A 21,131-nucleotide genomic window follows, 5' to 3' on the forward strand; every position below is an offset into this window, starting at 1 on the left:
CAGTCACTAAACCCCCAGGAGAGCATCCATGTTCCGGCTGGCGCACCTTTCCCTTGCCAACAGGGCCCTGATCGCGCTGATCACTGTCTTTGCTTCGGTCTTCGGCGTGATCACCATGTCCTCGTTGAAGCAGGAGCTCATCCCGTCCATTGAGTTCCCGCAGATCACCGTGCTCAGCTCCATGCCGGGCGCGTCGCCCGAGGTCGTGGACAAGCAGGTCAGCGGCCCGCTGGAGAAGGCACTGAACGGCGTGGAGGGGCTGGAATCCACCTCCTCCACGTCACGCACCGGCGTCTCGCAGATCACCTTGGTGTTCACCTATGGTTCCAACCTTGACCGGGCCCGGAACCAGATCGACCGGGCGATCTCCAACGCCAAACGGACGCTTCCCAGCGATGTCCAGCCGCAGGCCATCGCCGGGAGCATCAGCGATTTCCCCATCGTGTTCCTCGCGGTGTCCTCGGACAAGTCCCTGAGTGACCTGAACGCTGACCTGCAGCGCCTGACCGTGCCCCGGCTGCAGAAGATCGACGGCGTCCGCAGCGCCGACGTGACCGGTGGCGCGTCCCAGCACATCGAGATCCTGCCACGCACCGATGCCCTCGCCGCCGCGGGCGTGGGCGTGACCGCGATAAAGGACGCCCTTTCCAACAACGGAGCCCTGGTCCCGGCCGGAACCCTCGAGGACCAGGGAAAGACCCTCTCCCTGCAGATCGGCAGCCCGGTGGATTCCCTTGACGCCATCAAGGCCCTTCCGCTGGCCGGGGCGAAGAACGCAGCGACCGTCGGCTCGGTGGCCGACGTCTCGCTCAAGGACGACGAACGCACTTCCATCACCCGCACCAATGGGGCCGAGACCCTGGCTGTTTCCGTCACCAAGAAACCCGAGGGTGACACGGTGGGGATTTCCCATGCGGTGCGGGACTCCCTGCAGGATCTCCAGGCGGAGCTGGGCTCGAACGCAAAGTTCACACCTGTCTTTGACCAGGCACCGTTCATCGAAAAGTCCATCAAGGACCTCACCACGGAAGGCCTGCTGGGGCTGGGATTCGCGGTCGCGGTCATCCTGCTGTTCCTGATGTCGGCGCGTTCCACGCTGGTCACCGCCGTCTCCATCCCGCTGTCGCTGCTCATCACGTTCATCGGTCTTTCGGGCACGGGCTATTCGCTGAACATCCTGACCCTCGGCGCACTCACCATCGCGATCGGACGCGTGGTGGACGACTCGATCGTGGTCATCGAGAACATCAAGAGGCACCTCAGCTACGGCGAAGAAAAGTCGACGGCGATCCTCACCGCCATCAGGGAGGTGGCCGGTGCCATCACAGCCTCCACGCTGACGACGGTGGCCGTGTTCCTGCCGATTGCCTTCGTCGGCGATCTGGCCGGCGAACTGTTCCGGCCGTTTGCCCTGACCGTCACCATGGCGCTGCTGGCGTCGCTGCTGGTGTCCCTGACCATCGTTCCGGTGCTCGCCTACTGGTTCCTCAAAAACCCCAAGGGCGCCCCGGACGGAGCACCGGCCGGTTCCGCCGAGGCCCGCCGGATTGCCGCGGAAGCCCGAGCCAAGGCGCACGACGCCGAGCAGCGCAGCCGCCTGCAGCGCGGCTACCTGCCCATCCTCCGGTCCACCCAGAAACACCCGGTCATCACCCTGGTGGCCGCCGTCCTGGTGCTCGTCGCCACGGGCGCCATGACGCCACTGCTGGCTACCAACCTGCTGGGGAACTCGGGACAGAACAGCCTGACCGTGCGCCAGGTGCTGCCTGCCGGAACCAGCCTCGCGGACACCAGCGCCGCCGCCATCCGGCTCGAGGAGGTCCTGCGCGGCATCGACGGCATCAAAGACGTCCAGGTGACGTCGGGCAATGCGCAGGCCGGGTTCGCCGCACTGACCTCCACCGGGTCCTCGAACTCCACTTTCACCGTGGTCACTGACGAGAAGGCCAACCAGGAACGGCTCCAGGACACCGTCCGGACCGAGCTGGCCAAGGTGCCTGATTCCGGCAAGATCTCCGTTGGCACCCAGCAGGGCGGCTTCGGTACCTCGTCCACCGTGGACATCACGCTGAAGGCCGCCACCAGCGCCGACCTGCAGTCCGCCAGCGACACCATGGTTGCCGCCATGTCCGGCGTTCCCGGCACCAGCGAGGTGGCCAGCAACCTGGCGGCCAGCAACCCCGTGGTGCAGGTGAAGGTGGACAGGGCAAAGGCGGTGGCCGCAGGACTGAACGAGCAACAGGTTGCCGGGGTCCTGGCTTCCACCATCAGCCCCATTCCCGCGGGGACGGTCCGCATCGACACCAATGATTTCCCGGTGCGGATCGGCCAGGGCACAAAATTCACCAGCATTGACGCCGTCCGCAACATCCCGCTGCCGGCTGGCGGCAAGCCGGTAACGCTGGGAAGCATTGCCTCCGTGGAGCAGGTGGACGTCCCCGTCTCCATCACCGCCAGCAACGGTGAGCGCACCGCCAAGGTGTCCATCACGCCGTCGGGCTCCAACCTGGGTGCCGTGAACACCGAGGTCCAAAAGCGCCTGGCGGACGTCCAGCTGCCTGCCGGCGTCACCGCGACGATCGGCGGGGCCACCACCCAGCAGGCGGACTCCTTCCGGCAGTTGGGCCTGGCCCTGCTGGCTGCCATTGCCATCGTGTATGTGATCATGGTGGCCACGTTCAAATCCCTCATCCAGCCGCTGATCCTGCTGGTATCGGTTCCCTTCGCGGCCACCGGTGCCGTGGCCCTGCTGCTGGTCACGGGAGTTCCGCTGGGCCTGCCGTCGCTGATCGGCATGCTCATGCTGGTGGGCATCGTGGTGACCAATGCCATTGTGCTGATCGACCTGATCAACCAGTACCGCCAGCCGCGTGACGGCCGGCCGGGCATGAACGTGGCGGATGCCATTACCAACGGTGCCCGGCAGCGCCTGCGCCCCATCCTGATGACGGCACTCGCCACAGTCTTTGCCCTGACTCCCATGGCCCTGGGCCTCACGGGCGGGGGCGGTTTCATCTCGCAGCCGCTTGCCGTTGTGGTCATCGGCGGCCTGGTGTCCTCCACTGCACTGACCCTCATCCTGGTCCCCGTGCTGTACCGGCTGGTGGAGGGTCGCCGCGAAAAGAAGGCGTTGCTGAAGGATCTTCAGGCCCGGCCTGAACGCGGCCCGGGGTCCGACGTCGATGCCGGGTTCAAGGACTGGACCACCGGGCAGATGCCCAAACTCAGCGGCCGCCGCGCCGCCCCCGGGGGCGCCGAGTAGCAACAGCGTCCCTTCCTGATGCCCGTACCGCCCAGCGGTGCGGGCATCAGCTTTTGAATGCCCGCCTGCGAACGCACGCGGGAATATTCTCCGCGTCGGGGCGTTACAGGAGGCGATAGATGCAAATGCATCTAAATTGGTTTACACTTAAACCAAGCCGGAAAGTCCAGCAACGGAAGGGCACATCATGCAGATCGGTGTTTTCAGCGTCAGCGACATCACCACGGACCCCACAACGGGCCGCACCCCCACCGAGCAAGAACGCATCAAGGCCTCGGTGGCCATCGCCAAGAAGGTCGAGGAGATCGGCATGGATGTCTACGCCCTGGGCGAGCACCACAACCGACCCTTCTTCTCCTCCTCACCCACCACAACGCTGGCCTACATCGCAGCGCAGACCAACCGCATCATCCTCTCGACGGCCACCACGCTGATCACCACGAACGATCCCGTAAAAATCGCCGAAGACTTCGCCATGCTCCAGCACCTGTCCGATGGACGCGTGGACCTCGTCCTGGGCCGGGGCAACACCGCCCCCGTCTATCCCTGGTTCGGCAAGAACATCCAGGACGGCGTGGAGCTGGCCATCGAGAACTACAGCCTCCTGCGTAAACTCTGGGACGAGGACACCGTGAACTGGTCCGGCAAGTTCCGTACCCCTTTGCAGAACTTCACGTCCACGCCCCGGCCGCTGGACGGTGTGGCGCCCTTCGTGTGGCACGGCTCCATCCGGACGCCGCAGATCGCAGAGGTGGCCGCCTACTTCGGTGACGGTTTCTTCGCCAACAACATCTTCTGGCCCAAGGAGCACTACCAGCAGCTGATCGGCCTCTACCGCGAGCGTTACGAGCACTACGGCCACGGCACGGCAGACCAGGCGATCGTTGGCCTGGGCGGCCAGTTCTTCATGCGGAAGAACTCCCAGGACGCCGTAAAGGAGTTCCGCCCATACTTCGACAACGCTCCAGTGTATGGCCACGGACCTTCGCTGGAGGACTTCACCTCGCAGACTCCGCTGACCGTGGGCAGCCCGCAGGAAGTCATCGAGAAGACCCTGACCTTCCGCGAGTACTTCGGCGACTACCAGCGCCAGCTGTTCCTGATCGACCACGCCGGCTTGCCGCTGAAGACCGTGCTGGAGCAGCTGGACCTGTTCGGCGAGGAGGTCCTGCCTACGCTGCGTAAGGAATATGCAGCACGCAAGCCCGCACATGTTCCCGAGCCGCCCACCCATGCCGGGCGGGTCGCCGCGCTGCTGGCCGCCCAGGACGCCGAAAAAGCCACCTCGGAGGCATGATGGCCGGGCAAGGATCCGACTCGCCGGTCCGGCTGGCGGCCGAAACCTGGGAGTCACTGTTCCGGGCGCAGGTTGCGGTGATGCGCAAGCTCCAGTCCGGGCCGGCGTTCCGGAAACTGGCACTGAACGAATATGACGTGCTGTTCACGCTCTCCCGCTGTCCCTCCGGCTGGCTGCGGCTCAACGAGCTCAACGACAACGTCCTGTTGAGCCAGTCCAGCCTCAGCAGGCTGGTGGAGCGGCTCGAGAAGCGCGGCCTGGTGGCACGGATGCCGGCGCCCGAGGACGGCCGCGGAGTGCTGCTCAAGCTCACGGACGAAGGGCGGGAGCTGCAGAAGGAGATCGGCCGCGAGCACGTCCGCGACATCTCGGCACTGGTGGCTCCCGCGCTGACGGCGGCAGAGCAAAAGGAACTCAGGCGGCTCACCGACAAGCTGCGGGCCTCCTTGGGTACCCATCCCCGGTAATCCCGACGCCGGGCAGCCGGGTCCGGCGTCAGCCCAGCGCCACCAGCCGGGTCGGGTCTTCAACCGGCAGCTCGCCGTTGACCACGGCCGTGATGCGCAGCTGGGTCAGGGTCAGGCTGCCGCCCACGGTGGACAGGAACGCCGTGTCCGACGAGTCCCGGCCCGCGGTGATCCGGAGCATTGATTCCCGCGGGGCAAGCCCCGTGGGGTCGATGACATGCCAGGCACCCTCCACGTAGGCTTCCGCCACCGCATGGAAATCCATGGGGCTGAGGCCTGGGGCGTAGACCGCCGCAAGGCGGGCGGGGATGTCCTTGGAACGGAGCAGGGCGATGGCCAGGTGCGCGAAGTCCCGGCACACGCCGCGGCGGCTCAGCAGGGTCTCCACTGCCCCGTCCGTGCCCCGGGAGGAACCGCTGATGTAGCGCAGCTCGCCGTTGACCCAGTTCCGGACCGCATGCAGCAGGGCGGCCCCATGGATCCCGCCGAATTCGGCGTAGGCGGTGGGCAGCAGCCGGTCGGATTCCGCGTAGCGGCTGGGGCGGACGTAACGGATCCGGTCGGCCAGCTCCGCTTCTTCGGGAACGGCGCGTCCGGACACCGTGGCGGCATATTCCACAGCAACCTCGGTGGGTTCGTCGAACTCCATGTAGTGGAACCGGCCGCCGTGGTGGTCGGACACCTCCGTGAGCGGCACGTCCGCACCGCCGGCCGTGACGGACAAGGATTCCGCAAAGGACGAATAGCCGCTGTTCCTCGCCGCGGCAATGGCCATGGCCACTTTGGTATGGGCGGTGGTCCTGAAGGCCAGGCGTGCGGAAACAGAGCGTTCCATGTCTCTCCGGGGGTGTTGGGGGTGGACGGCAAGTCGCGGTCCCCGACACCGGGTGAGTGCGGGCAGCGGGACTAGTTTTTGACCTTCAGCGACATTAGCATCCGCTGTACGTTGGCGAAGTCGGAACTGTCATTGACATACTGGGCGGCCTGGGCGAGGGTGTCGAACGGCATCGCCGGGGCCACTTTCTCGTCCGGCGCGAAGGCCTTCAACGACACCACGTCGCCAAACGAGTAGTCGCCTTTCCCAGCCGGTCCGCGCACCACGTTGCGCAGCTCGCACGCCTGCCCGTCGCTTCCGCCCACCAGGTTGGTGATGCCGTAGGAGCCAAAGTAGCGGTAGCCCTGGATCACCCGGTAGACCATCCGGGGCGGGATGGTTCCTTCCCCGCCCTGGACGGCGAGGTCGAAGGGCACGCTGCTGATCACCGTGTAGGGGTGCCTGGCGTTGTCCGGGCAAGCGCCGGAAGACGGCGGCAGTCCCGTCCGCAGTGCGGCGACATACGTCCCGTCGGGCTTCTTGACCTCGATTTTCAGGCCGCCGGGGAGCACGCCTTCCTCCGGCGCCACCGACTGGGCGATCCAGTCCTGCGGCAGGTCGAAGCTCACGGTCTTCGCCGGGTCCGAGAAGGTCTTCCAGGAGGACGCCGTGGCGGCGCCCTGGGGTTCGGAGGGGGTGGCGGACGAAGGAGCGGAGGCGCTGCCTGACGCGCCCGGCGATGCCGTTGCCGCCGCTGATCCGGTGGTTCCCGAGGCGTCCGGCTGCGCCGTCCAGCCCGGTCCACTGCCGGCCTGGGGTCCCGAGCAGCCCGCCAGCAGGAGCGCGGCTGCCAGCAGGGACATCCGGGAAAGAACGGTCAATGGTGCCTTGCCTGTCATGGCAGCCAGCCTAACCGTGCCGTGCCGCCTTCCGTGGCTGGCGCGGCAGGTGTTTCCGGGCCACCGACCGGTTCCACCACCCGGGCACCCGGCCTGCGTGTCGCCGTCGGACGTTACCTGCCTTGGCCGGGGACTAGGCTGGAGGCTATGGCGGAAGAGCAGCACGGCACAGCCGAAGAGAATCCTGCGGAAATGTCCGCCCTCGACATCGCCGACTGGCGGCTGAGGACCTTTGCCCTCTACGACAACGTCCGCAGAATCTCTGCGGAGGACCCGGCCGAGGCGCACTCGTACTGGCGCCACCAACGCGACCTCATGTTTGCCACCCACCCTGCGTCCGCGCTCACGGCAGCGGACAAGGCACGCTTCTCCGGGCTGAAGACAGCGGACTACGATCCGATCTACCGGTTCCACGTTCCGCTGACCAAGGAAGGCGCCGGCCGGCAGATGAGCGTGGACACCGGAACCGACGGCGTGGTCAATTTCGTGCGCCTGGGCACGTTCGACCTGCCCGAGATGGGCCAGCTTGGGGTCTGGAAGATCCACGGCTACGGCGGCGGCATCTTCGTCCCGTTCCGGGATGCGACTGCCGGCCAGCCCGGTGGAACGTACGGGGCCGGCCGCTACCTGCTGGACACCATCAAGGGCGCGTTCCATGGTGTGCAGGGCACCGGCCCGGACGCCATGTTCGTTATCGACTTCAACTTCGCCTATAACCCCTCCTGCGCCTACAACGAGGCCTGGGCCTGCCCGCTGCCCGGGCCGTCCAACCGGCTGGCAGTGGAAATTCCCGTAGGAGAGCTGTACTGACCATGGTTTGCTCCCCCACGTACATGCGGCATGCCCTGTTCCCGCTGGACAGCCCGCGGTCCCCGGAACCCGGCGCCAACAGCGCCCCCGGTGGGACCGCGTGAGGGACGGTACATCCGCACCCGCCGTCCAGGAGACGCCAACCCGCCGTCTTCCCGCCACCAGGCACTACCGCGGAGTCCTGCGCTTCCCGGTCATCCGGCAACTGCTCCGCTTCACAGGGGTCGGCATCATCTGCACCGCCGCCTCACTTGGGCTGTACGCTCTGCTGCGTCCGTGGCTGGGCGCGCAGTTGGCCAATGCGGTGGCCCTGGTCCTCACGTCGCTGTTGAACACGGCCTTGAACCGGCGGCTGACGTTCAAGATTGCCGGTGGACAGCGGCGCACCCGCGACCACCTCAACGGCCTGGTGGTGATCGTCGTGGCACTGGTAATCACGGGCAGCAGCCTGGGCGTGCTGCACTGGTTCAACCCGGACGCCACCGTGGGGGACGAACTGGTGGCAACCACCCTGTCCGGCTTCCTGGCCACCGCCGTCCGGTTCAGCATGCTGCGGCACTGGATCTTCCGCCGCGCACGGCACCGCTGACCCGATGGCACGAATCCGCTAGCGTCCCTGGCCCGCGCCGAGGTTTTTGACACAGGCGACGGCGCCCCTGACGGCTGCGGCGGCCTGGTCCAGTTCCTGCGGGGTTACCGATGCGTCGAAACTGAAGCGGACGGCGGTCTGGGCAAGCTCTGCGGAGAGTCCCAGGGCAGTGAGGACCGGCGAGGGAGCATCGGAGCCGGCGGCGCAGGCCGAACCGCTGGAGCACACCACGCCGCGGCGTTCCAGCTCCAGGAGGACGGATTCGCCGCTGGTGCCCGGGAAGCAGAATGATGCCACCGACGGCAGCCGTTCGGCGGGATGGCCGGTGAGGACGGCGTCCGGCACGGCGTCCAGCACCGCTGCGATGAACCGGTCGCGCAGGGCAGCCACCCTCTCCCGTTGCTTTTGTTGTCCCGCTTGGGCCAGGGCGAGCGCTGTGGCCAGGCCCACCGCACCGGCCACGTTCTCCGTGCCTGAACGGCGTCCGCGCTCTTGGCCCCCGCCGTGGACCACCGGTTCGAGCCTGGTGCGGCTGCGGACGTAGAGCATCCCGCACCCTTTGGGAGCACCCAGCTTGTGCCCCGAGATGCTCATTGCGTCCACACCCAGGGCCTTGGTGTCCAGCGGCAGCCAGCCGGCTGCCTGGACGGCATCGGTGTGGAACGGGATGCCCTGGCTGCGGGCCAGTTCCGCCAAGGCCTTGATGGGCTGCACGGTACCGACCTCGTTGTTGGCGTACATGACGCTGACCAGGGCTGTTCGCAGTCCGAGCAGCGCGGCGAGGGCATCCGGGCTGACCCGGCCGGACGTGTCCACCGGCACCACGTCCACCGTAAACCCGTGGAACCGCTCAAGGTAACGGGCGGATTCTTCCACGGCGGGGTGCTCGACGGCGCTGATCACCACCCGGTCCAGTCGCGGGTTTGCGGCCTGCCGGGCGAGCGCGATTCCTTTGACGGCAAGGTTGTCCGCTTCCGTCCCGCCGGAGGTGAAGACCACTTCCCCCGGACGGCAGCCCAGGACGGCGGCCGCGGCGGACCGTGCCCCGGCCAGTGCCGCCGCCGCAGCCTCGCCGAGCGTGTGGTGGCTGGAGGGGTTCCCAAACCCGCCGGTGAGGTACGGCCACATGGCGTCCAGCACCTCGCGGCGGACGGGCGTGGTGGCGGCGGCATCAAGGAAGATCACGGGTCACCCGGCAGTCAGTTCGACGTCCAGGCCCAGGTCCAGGGCGGCCACGGTGTGCGTGAGGGCCCCCACCGAGATGACGTCCACGCCGGTGGCGGCGATCGCCGCGACAGTCTCGAGGTTGACGTTGCCGCTGGCCTCCACCAAGGCACGTCCGGCAACCAGGGCCACTCCGGCCTGCAGTTCCGGCACCGTGAAGTTGTCCAGCATGATGGTGTCCACCCCTGCCGCGAGGACGGGCTCGATCTGGTCCACCCGGTCGACTTCCACTTCGAAGTGGGTGGTGTGTCCCAGCTGTGCCTTGGCTGCCAGCAGGAGCCCGGTGAGTTTGGCAGGGTCTCCGCCCGTCATCACGGCCAGGTGGTTGTCCTTGGCCAGGACGGCGTCCGAGAGGCTGTACCGGTGGTTGGAGCCGCCGCCGCACCGGACGGCGAATCGTTCCAGGACGCGCAGGCCGGGGGTGGTCTTGCGGGTGTCGGTGATGCGGGCGCGGGTGCCTTCCGTGAGCCGGACGAACCCGGCGGTCTTGGTGGCGATCGCGGACATCCGCTGGACCAGGTTGAGCGCCACGCGTTCGGCCAGCAGCACCGAACGCGCTGATCCGCTGACCCGGGCCAGGTGGGTGCCGGCGTCGAAAGCCTGGCCGTCCGCCAGGAGCAGTTCCACCCGGGTGGCAGGGTCCACGAGCTCCATGGCGTCCCGGAAGACGGTGGCTCCGCTGAGGATGCCGGGGACGCGGGCGTTGAGGACGGCGGTGGCGCGCGCTCCGGCAGGGATCAGGAGTTGGGAGGTGATGTCCCCGGAGGGTGCGTCCTCGGCGAAGGCCCGTTCCAGGATCTCCCGTACGGGGGCCGCCGGAAGGGTCAGGTCGAGGGGACGCACGGCAGGGGCGTGGTCGATTACGGCGGGTTCAGTCATGGAGCAGGCTCGCTTTCGGGCGCGGAGGGCAGGTGTTCTCAGGTTCGGCGGCTTCATCGCTGCGGTAGTGGGCGCCCAGCGATTCGGTGCGGTCCAGCGCGGCAGCCACCAGCAGCCGTGCGGCCAGCAGAAGGTTCCGGTCCTCAGGCACCACGGGGTCAGCAGAGGAGGAGCCGGCATCAGGACGGACGACGGCGGCCCAGGACTCGAGCGTGGCGGCAGCCTCCCGCAACAGATGCCCGGAGCGCAGCACGCCGGCATGGGACGTCATGAGGCGGCGAAGAGCGCCCCGCGAAAAGGGCTCCCCCACCTCCCCAGCCCCGCCGAAGCTGGACGGCCTATTTCCGCCTGGCCCACCTGAGCGATCCGCCGCGCCTTCTAAAGCAGCAGGGACGGTGACACGCGGACTCGCGTTTCGCGGCAGGGCTGCGGAAGCGTGCGTCAAGCGGAGGCCGCCCGCGGCCGAGGCAGCACGCGGAGCATCGCTGCCGCGGGGCGCGTCCCAGCCGAGGTCACCGAAGAGGAAGTCTTCAACAGCGCGGCGGCCGAAGACGAGTCCCTCAAGGAGCGAGTTGGACGCCAGCCGGTTAGCACCTTGGACGCCCGTGCACGCAACCTCGCCGGCGGCGTAGAGGCCGGGGACACTGGTGCGGGCGTTGAGGTCGGTGGCCACCCCGCCCATCCAGTAGTGGGCGGCGGGGGCGACGGGGACCAGTTCGCGGGTCCAATCGATGCCGGCCTCAAGGGTTTTCCTGGTGAGGGTGGGGAACCGCCGGCGGAGGAAGCCCTCGCCCTTGGCCTGCTCGATGGCGCGGGCGTCAAGGTAGACGTGGCCGTTGGCGTCGCCGAGCTTGGCCAGGTGCAGGGCGATGCTGCGGGAGACGACGTCGCGGGGCGCGAGCTCGGCGTCGGGATGGTAGGCCTGCATGAAGCGCCTGCCTCCGGCGTCCAGCAGGGTGGCCCCTTCGCCGCGGACCGCCTCGGAGATCAGCAGCGGACCGTCCAGCCGGCCGGGGTGGGCGGTGGCGGAACTGACGAGGCAGGTGGGGTGGAACTGGAAGAATTCGAGGTCTTTCACGGCTGCGCCGGCGCGGACGGCGAGCGCCAGCCCGTCCGCCGTGGCCACGGCCGGGTTGGTGGTTTGGGCGAACAGCTGGCCTGCTCCCCCGCTGGCCAGCAGCACGGCATCGGCCGCCAGGACGGCCGGCCGGCCCGCCTGGAGGTATTCGACTCCGCTGACGCTGCCGCTTGAGATGACCAGGGCGGTTGCCTGGGCTTGGGAAAGAATGCGGAGCGTGCCCCGGTCACGCCGGTCCCGGACCGCCTGGATGAGCGCAGCGGCCACCCGCGCACCCGTGGCGTCCCCGCCCGCATGCAGGATGCGCGGGGCACTGTGTGCGGCTTCGAGCCCAAGCGCCGGGCCGTCGTCGTGCGCGGCGTCAAAGCGGACACCGTACCGCTGGAGCCCGGCGATGTCCCCGCGCGCCTGGGTGCACATCAGCCGGACGGCGGCCTCGTTGCAGTGCCCTGCCCCGGCGCGGAGGGTGTCGGCGATATGCGCGGCAACGGTGTCCCCGGGCGACGGTTCGGCGAGCACCGCCGAGATACCGCCCTGGGCGTACCAGGTGTTGCTGTCTTCCAGGGCGCCTTTGGTCAGCAGCACCACGTCCGTACCGGCGTCGGCGGCGAGCAGCGCAGCGTAGAGGCCGGCGATGCCGCTTCCCACGACGGCGAGGCGACCCGCAGGCGTGCCGGGCTCGCGGGTCATTACGGCCTCGCAGCGAGCATGCGCTCGAGTGCCGTCCTGGCGTTGGCCTGCACATCCTCGTCCACGGTGATGCGGTTGACGATTCGGCCGGCGACCAGTTCCTCCAGGACCCAGGCTAGGTAGCCGGGGTGGATGCGGTACATGGTGGAGCAGGGGCAGATCACCGGGTCCAGGCAGAAGATGGTGTGCTGCGGGTATTCGGCGGCGAGACGGTTCACCATGTTGATTTCGGTGCCAATGGCGAACGTGGTGGGCTCGGTGGCGGCCGCGATGGCTTTCTTGATGAAGTCGGTGGAGCCGGCTGAATCGGCGGCGTCCACCACCTCCATGGGGCATTCGGGGTGCACGATGACCTGCACGCCCGGGAAGTCGGCCCGGGCCTTTTCGATCTGCGCCACGTTGAACCGCTTGTGCACGGAGCAGAAGCCGTGCCAGAGGATCACCCGGGAATCGAGCAGTGCCTGTTCGTCGTTGCCGCCGAGGTCCTTGCGCGGGTTCCACATGGGCATCTGGTCCAGGGGAACGCCGAGCGCCTTGGCGGTGTTGCGGCCCAGGTGCTGGTCGGGGAAGAACAGCACCCGCTGCCCGCGCTGGAACGCCCACTCCAGGACGGTCCTGGCGTTGGAGGAGGTGCAGACGATGCCGCCGTGTTCGCCGCAGAACGCTTTCAGGGCTGCGGAGGAATTCATATAGGTGACGGGGATGACCGGAACCCGGCCCTCGGCGTCGGGCTCGGTGCCGAAGATTTCTGCCAGCTGCTCCCAGCATTCCTCCACGGAGTCTTCGTCCGCCATGTCCGCCATGGAGCAGCCGGCCGCGAGGTTGGGCAGGATGACGGCCTGTTCCGGGGTGGACAGGATGTCCGCCGTCTCGGCCATGAAGTGGACCCCGCAGAAGATGATCGCTTCCGCCTCCGGCCGGGTCAGGGCTGCGTTGGCGAGCTGGAACGAGTCACCGACGAAATCGGCGTACTGGACCACCTCGTCGCGCTGGTAGAAGTGGCCCAGGATGACGGCACGCTCACCCAAGGTGGCTTTGGCCGCCCTGATCCGTTCACCCAGTTCGGCATCGCCGGCCAGCTTGTATTCCTCCGGCAGCTGGCCTTGGCGTGGCGTGGAAGCGGGAGCGGGGTCGGCGCTTGATGCGCCCGGGCCGTATGCCGGGATGCCTGCAAGCGCCTCGGCGAGGTCGTAGTCCCAGGGACCTTTCGCCAGTGCCGGGCTGCAAGTGCTGCGGTCCGCGGCGGCGCCCTTTTCGGCTTGTTCGCGCGTGATCAGCTGGATTGCCGTATTGACGCTGCTCATGGTGTGCTCCTGTTGTCTGGGTCAAGGCCTGGCCGGCCGGTGTAGCGGTAGAGGCGTGGCGGACGGTGCTTGCCGCCCTGGAGGTATTCCCCGGTTTCTTCGATTTCCGGGGTGGACTTGAGTTGGCGGCGGAAGTTGGCAGGATCCAGCTGGCGGTCCAGGACGGCTTCGTAGACTTCGCGGACCTGGGCCAGGGTGAAGTACTCCCCCAGCAGGTGGTAGGCAATGGAGCCGTAGGCGAGCTTGTTGCGCAGGCGCCAGAGGGCGTAGTCGACGATCGCGTTGTGGTCGAAGGCCAAGTCCCCCAGGCGGTCGGCCCGGAACCACCTGACGTTCTCGGACTCGTCCGCGAGCGCCGCTTCCGTGGGCTGGACCAGGGCCCAGTAGACGATCGAAACCACGCGCTGGGTGGGTGAGCGGTGCAGGCCGCCGAACGCATACAACTGCTCGAGGTAGCTGGGGCTCAGTCCCGTGGTTTCCCGGAGGTTCCTGGATGCGGCGTCCTGCAGCGACTCGTCGTGGCTCAGGGGCCCGCCCGGCAGCGCCCACAGGCCTTTGAAGGGTTCCCTGATCCGCCGGACCAGCGGCAGCCACAAGGTGGGACGGCCCGAGGTGGCGCTCGGGCGCAGGGCGAAGATCACCGTGGAAATGGCGAGCGACGGCGGCGCGGCCTGCCGCTCGGACACGTTGGCTGAGCTGTAGTACACCGTCACACCCCCTTCCACCACCCCGCTCTCGAGGCCCGAAATCCTAGTTATGGTCACTTTGACCAAAACTAATTTTACGGCCAGCCCGACGGAAAAGGAAATGTTTCCGCGCCGGCAGCCCAGGCGCCGCCGCGTCCCCGGGAAGCCGCAACCTGGTGCAGGGACGGGGCGCGCGTTTTTGGCCGGCTGCCGGAAGCGGTAAATTCAAGTGGTCCCACAAGGACCTCCGGCCCACGGGACCGGACCCCGAACCAACCCCAAGAAGGTTTACCGCCCCATGACGATGAAGTCCGCCCCGACCACATCCACCACAGCGCCACCCAAGGCTCCGGCAGGCCACAGCATGAAGCCGCGCCAGCTCACCATGATGGGGCTGGGCAGCGCCATCGGTGCCGGATTGTTCCTGGGATCGGGCGCCGGCGTGCAGGCGGCCGGCCCGGCGGTCCTCATCTCCTACCTGGTGGCGGGGACCCTCATCATCCTGGTGATGTGGGCCCTGGGTGAGATGGCAGCCGCGAACCCGAACAGCGGAGCGTTCTCGGTCTACGCCGCACGCGCCCTGGGCCGCACCGCGGGAGCCACCATCGGGTGGCTTTGGTGGCTGCAGCTGGTGGTGGTGATCGCGGCCGAGGCCCTGGGCGCGGCCGGCCTGCTGTTCTCCGTCTGGCCCGTGGTGCCGGTCTGGGCGCTGGCACTGCTGTTCATGGTGGTGTTCACCGGAATCAACCTGGCCGGCGTCCGGAACTTCGGCGAGTTCGAGTTCTGGTTCGCCATCCTCAAGGTGGCTGTCATCGTCCTGTTCCTGGCGGTCGGCGCCGCCTTGCTCCTGGGCCTGCTGCCCGGCGTCGAGTCCCCCGGCGCGTCAAACCTCACCACCAACTTTGCCCCGGAGGGGCTGGGCGGGGTGGCGTCGGCCCTCTTCGTGGTGATCTTCGCGTTCGGAGGCACGGAAATAGTCTCCGTCGCCGCGGCCGAAACCGAGGATCCCCAGCGCAGCGTCGGCAAAGCCATCCGGACCGTGGTGTGGCGGATCCTGGTGTTCTACATCGGCTCGGTCTTCGTCATCGCCGCGGTCCTTCCGGCCACGTCCGCGGGCCTTGCCTCGCCTTTCGCCGGAGTGCTCGACGCCGCCCGGATCCCCGGCGCGTCCACCGCCATCACCCTGGTGGCCGTCGTCGCGCTCCTCTCGGCACTGAACGCGAACCTCTATGGCGCCTCCCGCATGGCGTACTCCCTGGCGCGGCGGGGCGAGGCGCCGCACCTCCTTGCCCGCCTCAACGCCGCCGGCGTCCCCATGCTGGCCGTTACGGTCTCCGTGGCCTTCGGCTTCATCGCCACTGTGCTGGAGCTGCTGTTCCCGGAACGGGTCCTGCCCGCGCTGTTCCAGCTGGTGGGCTCCACCTGCCTGGTGGTGTGGGGCAGCGCGCTCGTGTCCCAGCTGATCCTGCGGCGCCGCGCCGACCGGGACGGGGCAGCGCTGCCGCTGCGGATGAAGGGATTCCCGGGCTTGACCATCCTGGGACTGGTCCTGCTGGGCCTGATCTTCGCCGTCGGCTTCAGCGCCGAGGCCAGCCGGGCCCAGCTCCTGGGCACCTTGGCCCTGATCACCGGCATCGCGCTGGCCTGCGCTGCAGCCGCCCGGCTCACCAGCCGGAACGGTGCTGCCAGCAGGTAGAGTGAAACTACCTTTCCAAGGAAGACGCACCGACGCGCCGGGTCCGCCTGGGCGCCGTACCTGATGAGGAACTGACAGCATGAGCGGCAGGCACACCGGACAACAGCAGGCGCACACGGTCGAGGGCACTGACCCGCAACTCTTCGTGGCGGTGCACGAGCCGGCGGAGGACGCCGGGCTCCGGCCGGTGCTCCTGCTGCACGGGTTCTCCTCCTCGTCCAAACTTAACTGGGAGGACACAGGCTGGGTGGCCGCCCTGCTGGAGGCCGGGCGCCGGGTCGTCACCGTGGACCTTCCCGGCCATGGCCGCAGCGGCGCCCCGGAAGACCGGGACTCCTACTCCCCCAGCAGGATCAGGGCGGACCTGCTTCAGGCAGCGTTCGACGCCGGTGCGCGGCCGCTGCACGACGGCGATCCTTCCAGCGGCCTGGACGTGGTGGGATATTCCCTGGGTTCCCGGCTCGCCTGGGAGTTCGCCGCAACCCAGCCGGAACTCGTCCACAGGCTGGTGCTGGGCGGACCCAACAATACCGACCCGCTGGCAGCCTTCGATCTGCGGGCCGCCCAGGACTACCTGGCGGACGGCACGCCGATCGCTGACGAATCGACGGCCCAACTGTTGAAGATGGCGCTGCTGCTGCCGAGCAACAACATCTTCGCATTGTTGTCGCTCGTGGAAGCCATCAAGGCGGAGCCCTACGACCCCGCCGAAGCGGTGCCCCACGTACCCATGCTCCTGGTTGCCGGGGACAAGGACGAACGGGCCGGAACGCTGCCCCACCTCGCCGAGCTGGCGCGCGGAGCCGGGTCCATGGCCGAGCAGCTGCTCCTGCCGGGCCGGAACCACACCAACGCCATCACCAGCAGGGCCTTCAAGCAGGCCGCCATTTCCTTCCTGGGTGTGTAGCCACCGGCGGCACCCGGCCGCCCCACGGGCTTTCGTTCACACCGGGCCCGGCCCGCGGGGAGGGACAGATGCCGACGCGTTTTGAAGACCGCACGGAAGCGGGGGTGCGCCTGGCTGCCGCGCTTTCAGCGTTCCAGGAGCGGCCCGGCACCGTGGTCCTTGGCCTTGCCCGCGGCGGCATCCCGGTAGCGGCGGCCACAGCACGTGCCCTCCATCTTCCCTTGGGTGCTGTCCTGGTGCGGAAGCTGGGGATCCCCGGCTATGAAGAAACCGCCTACGGTGCCCTGGCCTGGACATCCGGAAGGATCGTCCGGCTGATCAACAAGCCCCTGCGGGAGCGGGTCCTCCAGCACGGCGTTCGCCGGGAGTGGCTGGATGCTGTGGAGGACCGCGAACGCAGCGAAATCCTGCGCCGGGCTGCCCTGTATCCGGGAACCGGCATGGACCTGGCCGGCAAGGCCGTCCTGCTCGTGGATGACGGCCTGGCCACCGGCGCCACCATGCGGGCCGCCGTCGAGGCCGTGCGCGCCGGCGGTGCGGCAACCGTGGTGGCCGCAGCTCCGGTGGGTTCCGTTGACGCCGAGGCCTCGCTGGAGCGCGTGTGCGACGCCGTCGTATGCCTGCACCTGCCGGGAAAGTTCCGGGCCGTGGGCAGCTTCTACCGGCACTTCGGGCAGCTGACCGACGACGACGCCATCACCGCGCTGCGGCAGGGACCGCCGCTGCCGCACGCCGCAGGCCCGGAGCAAAGTCCGGGCCTGCGGAGCTGAGGACCGGCGAGCCGGCCACGCAACGGTGTTAGTGGTGGCTGCTGACGCCCAGCGGCCGCCCCTTGGTTTCCTTGGCCAGCACCACGCCGAGGGCGGAGATGACGCACAGGACCATGATGTAGATGCCGATCGAACCGGCCCACTTGGTGGACTGCAGCAGGGATTCGGCGATGGTGGCGGCAAAGGCTCCGCCCAGGATGGCGCCAAAGGCGTATCCAATGGAGATGCCGGAGTACCGCACTTCGGCCGGGAACATCTCGGCGTACATGGCGGACATGGGGCCGTAGGAAAGGCCCAGGCCAACGGTCAGGACGAACAGGGCCACCCCGTACAGGACGATGTCCTTGGTGTCGATCAGCGCGAACATGGGGATCATCCAGGCGAACACGATGGCGTAGCCGATCAGGAACGTCTTGACGCGGCCGATCCGGTCGGACAACCAGCCGCCCACCAGCGTGAAGATCAGCCAGCCGAAGGAGGCCAGGGTGGTGGCGAGCAGGATCTGCGGGGTCGGCATCTTCAGGGTCTTGGTGGCGTAGGAGATGAAGAAGGCGATGAGCAGGTAGCCGGCTGCGTTGTTGCCGATGAAGATCATGGTCGAGTAGAGGACGGGCTTCTTGTGGTTGCGGACCAGTTCACCCAGGGGCGCCTTGCTTTCCTTCTTCCGCAGTGCCATTTCCTGGAAGACCGGGCTCTCGGCCACGGCGCGGCGGATCAGGTAGCCCACCACGATCAGCACGATGGACAGCAGGAACGGCACCCGCCAGCCCCAGGCTGCGAAGTCTTCCTTGGACATGCCGGTGTTGAGGAAGAACAAGAGGCCGGTGGCCAGGATCATGCCCACCGGGACACCGATCTGCGGGTAGGCGCCGAACAGGCCGCGGCGGTTCAATGGTGCGTGCTCAACGGCCATCAGCGCGGCCCCGCCCCATTCACCGCCGGCCGAGAAGCCCTGGATGATCCGCAGCACGATCAACAGGATTGGGGCCCAAGCCCCGATTTGCGCGTAGGTGGGGAGCACGCCGATCAGTGCGGTGGCCGCACCCATCATCACCAGGGTGAAGACCAGCATGGCCTTGCGTCCCAGGCGGTCGCCGAGGTGCCCGGCAATGACGGCGCCCAGGGGTCGGAACAGGAAGCTGATGCCGATGAGGGCGAAGGACAGGATCTGCGCCAAGCCCGGGTTGGACTCGTTCAGCGGTGCAAGGAACAGCGGCGACAGCAGCGTCGCGGTCAGCTGGGCAAAAATGAAGAAGTCGTACCACTCGATGGTGGTGCCTACGAGGGTGCCCGCGAGGACTTTGCGCTCTTCAGTCCGGCTGCTGGGGCCGGCGGGTGTGTCCACCTTGGAAGGTGTGGTCATTTAAACTCCATTGTTTTATTGGGCAGCGGTGCCGCCCGGACGCCTCAGGATTACCGACAGAACGGTCAGTTAGTTAGCAGGGTACTACGAAAACGTGATGCGGGACACGGAAGGACCGGCCTGGGTGGGGCCCGCCACCAACTGCGTGTTCGATAATGGAACTCACTGTTCGTATAGAGGACAATACAGTCACGACGCGGCGAGGACAAGGGTCCTGTGCCCGCAGTTTCGGCAACCTAGGATGGACACATGACTCCTCCCGCCGCAGCGCAGGCCGGAGCGGCCCTGCCGCAGGCTTCCCCGTCCCAGACCCTGTCGCGCGGTATCCGTGCCCTCGAGATCCTGGCGGCCGCTCCGGGACCGTTGACCATCGCCGAGCTTGCGGACGCCATGGGTGTCCACCGCTCGGTCGCCTACCGGATCCTGCGTACCCTGGAGGACCATTCGCTCCTGGTGCGCGACGATGCGGGCCGGGTGCAGCCCGGCCCGGGCCTCGCGGTCCTGGCCCGCGGCGTCTCCCGCAACCTGCAGAGCGCCGCGCTTCCTGAGCTGACCCAGCTGGCAAACTCGCTGAACATGACGGCCTTCGTGGCCGTGTGGGACCACCATGACTGCATCACCCTGGTCACGGTGGAACCGCGGCACTCCGGAGCCACTGTGGCCCAGCACCCGGGAACCCGGCATCCCATCAACGCCGGGGCACCCGGGATCGCCATCCAGTCCGCCCTGACGGAGGCCGAGTGGAACAGGCTGGGGACCGGGATTCCCTACCGTCCGGAGGCCACCGAGGCGCGCCGGAAGGGATACTCCGCCAGCCATGACGAGGTCATCGCCGGAGTTTCCTCCCTGGCGGCGCCTGTCCGGGTGCCCGGCGGCCGGCCGGCCGCCCTCGCCGTCGTCTACATCCGGTCGGCCCACGACCCCGAGGCCGTGGGTACCGCCATTGCCGAGAGCGCGGCCCGGATCGAGAGCCAGCTGGCCTGAGCCGGTGGACCGCCGGCCACGGGTTCGGCCGTCAGCGCCGCCGGCGGAGTGCGACGGCGGTCCCCGCACCAAGCAGCGCCAACGCTGCGGCCGCGCACACCGGGACCAGGAACGCCGCGCCGGCCCCATGGATCTGGGCCAGTTGCCCGCCGATGGCTGAGCCCACCGCCGTACCGGCGACAATGCCGCTGGCCAGGCCGGTCATCACGGTGCCCAGGCGGCCGGCGGGAGCCAAAGTGCCGCCGACGGCAAACACCGTGACCATGACCGGCCCGACCGGAAGCCCAAGGACCAGCAGGACTGCCGCCATCATGGGCAGGGACGATGGCAACAGCAGGAGGACGGCAAGCGCGGCCATGATGACTGCGCACACCACCCAGCGCAGGGCCAGGCCTGCCTTGCGCGGCCAGTAGGCAACCGAGAGCGCAGCGGCCGCAGAGCTTAGGCCCATGACCGCGTACAGCAATCCCGCGATCTCCGCACCCGCCAGGCCGGCGGAGAAAGCACTGAGGGCCGCTTGGGTGGACCCAAAGAACGTGCCCATGCAGACCATCGCCACCACGGGCAGTGCCACGGCCAAGGGCAGCTTTCGGGATGTCCCAGCGCCCGCGCCTTTCCTGCCCCGGGCGTGCCGGGTGACCGGCACGGCCCGATGGGTGGGGTGAACGGCAAACGCCGGGACAAGCGTGATGGTCAGGGCAGCGGCCAGGGCCAGCGGCAGCCAGGGCGCCACCAGGCTGGCAAGCGCCCCCACGAGCGCGGGCCCCAGGACAAAGGTCACTTCGTCAGCGGTACTTTCGTAGGAGAGCGCGGTGTCCAGGTCGCGTTGGCCGCGGACGTCGGCGCCGGCACCGGCCGCGGCACTTGTCAGTGACATCCACCGGACCCTGGCCAGCGGACCCACCTGCGGGCACGTTGCTCCGGCAGCAAAGGCCGCTGCCAGGACTCCCAGCGGGAATCCGCCGGTTTTTCCGGCGGCAAGGGCGGCCAGGACCAGCACCAGCACGGCCACTGTGTTGAGCACTGCCGATACCAGCAGCACGGGGCGTTGTCCACGCCTGTCGGCCAGTGCCCCAAGGAAGGGAGCGCCCAGTGCCGAGCCAATGCCTACTGCGCCGGCGGCCGTCCCTCCGACGGCAAAGGAGCCGCTGACGGAGGTCACCAAGGTCAGGGTGCCGACGGTCAGCATGGCCAGCGGCAGCCTGGCGAAAAGTCCCAGCGGAAGAAAAGTCTTGCCGGCGAGTTCGGGGAGGCGCGCGAAGCGGCCTGCTGCCGTTCCACCGGAATCCCGGGCAGAGTCGTCCGTGGCGGAAGGGCCCGTGCTTCGGGCCGGAGCGTCGCGGGTGGTTGAAGGGGTGGTATGAGGTGTCAATTCCGGGCTCGTTCAATCCATGCGCATCGTCCCTCCTCCC

The 21,131-nt window shown here is 68.1% G+C and carries 18 protein-coding genes; 9 read left to right on the forward strand and 9 right to left on the reverse strand.

What is annotated here, in order from left to right; genetic code table 11:
- The first annotated feature begins 28 nt into the window (after nt 1–28).
- The 3 genes from AC4EEV_RS03090 to AC4EEV_RS03100 all read left to right on the forward strand — a co-directional run bounded on the left by AC4EEV_RS03090 (nt 29) and on the right by AC4EEV_RS03100 (nt 5,026).
- The gene (locus AC4EEV_RS03090; RefSeq protein WP_491330117.1) at nt 29–3,262 is read left to right on the forward strand and encodes an efflux RND transporter permease subunit; all 3,234 of its coding nucleotides are present in this window, start codon (nt 29–31) and stop codon (nt 3,260–3,262) included.
- 187 nt (nt 3,263–3,449) lie between these two features.
- Complete coding sequence (locus tag AC4EEV_RS03095; RefSeq protein WP_285319898.1) at nt 3,450–4,559, forward strand: LLM class flavin-dependent oxidoreductase; 1,110 nt, start codon at nt 3,450–3,452, stop codon at nt 4,557–4,559.
- The gene (locus tag AC4EEV_RS03100) at nt 4,559–5,026 is read left to right on the forward strand and encodes a MarR family winged helix-turn-helix transcriptional regulator (protein ID WP_491330118.1); all 468 of its coding nucleotides are present in this window, start codon (nt 4,559–4,561) and stop codon (nt 5,024–5,026) included. Before AC4EEV_RS03095 ends, AC4EEV_RS03100 begins: the two co-directional genes overlap by 1 nt.
- A 28-nt stretch (nt 5,027–5,054) precedes the next feature.
- Here AC4EEV_RS03100 and AC4EEV_RS03105 read toward each other — a convergent pair whose 3' ends face one another.
- Together AC4EEV_RS03105 and AC4EEV_RS03110 are read right to left on the reverse strand one after the other, a co-directional pair.
- On the reverse strand, nt 5,055–5,861 hold the full coding sequence (locus AC4EEV_RS03105) for a transglutaminase-like domain-containing protein (protein ID WP_491330119.1): 807 nt from the start codon (nt 5,859–5,861) through the stop codon (nt 5,055–5,057).
- A gap of 71 nt (nt 5,862–5,932) precedes the next feature.
- Nucleotides 5,933–6,739 carry a hypothetical protein gene (locus tag AC4EEV_RS03110; protein WP_491330120.1) on the reverse strand — a complete coding sequence of 269 codons (807 nt, stop codon included), beginning with the start codon at nt 6,737–6,739 and terminating at the stop codon, nt 5,933–5,935.
- Nucleotides 6,740–6,886: 147 nt separating this feature from the next.
- Between AC4EEV_RS03110 and AC4EEV_RS03115 the strand changes: the two genes are divergently transcribed.
- Both AC4EEV_RS03115 and AC4EEV_RS03120 read left to right on the forward strand, forming a co-directional pair.
- On the forward strand, nt 6,887–7,549 hold the full coding sequence (locus AC4EEV_RS03115) for a DUF1684 domain-containing protein (protein WP_491330121.1): 663 nt from the start codon (nt 6,887–6,889) through the stop codon (nt 7,547–7,549).
- A gap of 100 nt (nt 7,550–7,649) precedes the next feature.
- The gene (locus tag AC4EEV_RS03120) at nt 7,650–8,138 is read left to right on the forward strand and encodes a GtrA family protein (protein WP_018760071.1); all 489 of its coding nucleotides are present in this window, start codon (nt 7,650–7,652) and stop codon (nt 8,136–8,138) included.
- 18 nt (nt 8,139–8,156) lie between these two features.
- On the opposite strand, the gene AC4EEV_RS03125 is transcribed toward AC4EEV_RS03120, so the two are convergent.
- The 5 genes from AC4EEV_RS03125 to AC4EEV_RS03145 are packed head-to-tail and all read right to left on the reverse strand — an operon-like array spanning nt 8,157 to nt 14,020.
- Nucleotides 8,157–9,323 carry a cysteine desulfurase family protein gene (locus AC4EEV_RS03125; protein WP_491330122.1) on the reverse strand — a complete coding sequence of 389 codons (1,167 nt, stop codon included), beginning with the start codon at nt 9,321–9,323 and terminating at the stop codon, nt 8,157–8,159.
- Between the two features lie 3 nt (nt 9,324–9,326).
- A complete protein-coding gene (gene nadC / locus AC4EEV_RS03130) occupies nt 9,327–10,241 on the reverse strand; it encodes a carboxylating nicotinate-nucleotide diphosphorylase (protein ID WP_491330123.1) in 915 nt (304 codons plus the stop codon).
- The gene (nadB, locus tag AC4EEV_RS03135) at nt 10,234–12,009 is read right to left on the reverse strand and encodes an L-aspartate oxidase (RefSeq protein ID WP_491330124.1); all 1,776 of its coding nucleotides are present in this window, start codon (nt 12,007–12,009) and stop codon (nt 10,234–10,236) included. The genes nadC and nadB overlap by 8 nt, the downstream gene beginning before the upstream one ends.
- Nucleotides 12,009–13,313 carry a quinolinate synthase NadA gene (gene nadA / locus AC4EEV_RS03140; protein WP_018760075.1) on the reverse strand — a complete coding sequence of 435 codons (1,305 nt, stop codon included), beginning with the start codon at nt 13,311–13,313 and terminating at the stop codon, nt 12,009–12,011. Before nadA ends, nadB begins: the two co-directional genes overlap by 1 nt.
- Nucleotides 13,310–14,020: an NUDIX hydrolase gene (locus tag AC4EEV_RS03145; protein WP_026264229.1), complete on the reverse strand. Its 711-nt coding sequence runs from the start codon at nt 14,018–14,020 to the stop codon at nt 13,310–13,312. Before AC4EEV_RS03145 ends, nadA begins: the two co-directional genes overlap by 4 nt.
- Nucleotides 14,021–14,297: 277 nt before the next feature.
- Here AC4EEV_RS03145 and AC4EEV_RS03150 point away from each other — a divergent pair, with 277 nt between their 5' ends.
- From AC4EEV_RS03150 to AC4EEV_RS03160, 3 genes are all read left to right on the forward strand, one after another.
- Entirely contained in the window at nt 14,298–15,695 is a 1,398-nt protein-coding gene (locus tag AC4EEV_RS03150; RefSeq protein WP_491330125.1) for an amino acid permease, read from the forward strand.
- 79 nt (nt 15,696–15,774) lie between these two features.
- Nucleotides 15,775–16,602, forward strand: coding sequence for an alpha/beta fold hydrolase (locus AC4EEV_RS03155; protein WP_018760079.1), 828 nt, complete (start codon nt 15,775–15,777; stop codon nt 16,600–16,602).
- 68 nt (nt 16,603–16,670) lie between these two features.
- Entirely contained in the window at nt 16,671–17,372 is a 702-nt protein-coding gene (locus tag AC4EEV_RS03160) for a phosphoribosyltransferase (RefSeq protein WP_491330126.1), read from the forward strand.
- 28 nt (nt 17,373–17,400) lie between these two features.
- On the opposite strand, the gene AC4EEV_RS03165 is transcribed toward AC4EEV_RS03160, so the two are convergent.
- On the reverse strand, nt 17,401–18,735 hold the full coding sequence (locus tag AC4EEV_RS03165) for an MFS transporter (RefSeq protein ID WP_491330127.1): 1,335 nt from the start codon (nt 18,733–18,735) through the stop codon (nt 17,401–17,403).
- Nucleotides 18,736–18,984: 249 nt separating this feature from the next.
- Here AC4EEV_RS03165 and AC4EEV_RS03170 point away from each other — a divergent pair, with 249 nt between their 5' ends.
- Nucleotides 18,985–19,719: an IclR family transcriptional regulator gene (locus AC4EEV_RS03170; protein WP_018760082.1), complete on the forward strand. Its 735-nt coding sequence runs from the start codon at nt 18,985–18,987 to the stop codon at nt 19,717–19,719.
- A gap of 31 nt (nt 19,720–19,750) precedes the next feature.
- On the opposite strand, the gene AC4EEV_RS03175 is transcribed toward AC4EEV_RS03170, so the two are convergent.
- Nucleotides 19,751–21,091 (reverse strand): MFS transporter, encoded by a 1,341-nt coding sequence (locus AC4EEV_RS03175; RefSeq protein WP_491330128.1) that lies wholly within the window; start codon nt 21,089–21,091, stop codon nt 19,751–19,753.
- Between the last annotated feature and the right edge of the window lie 40 nt (nt 21,092–21,131).

Source organism: Pseudarthrobacter sp. MOO14 (genome assembly GCF_058267675.1).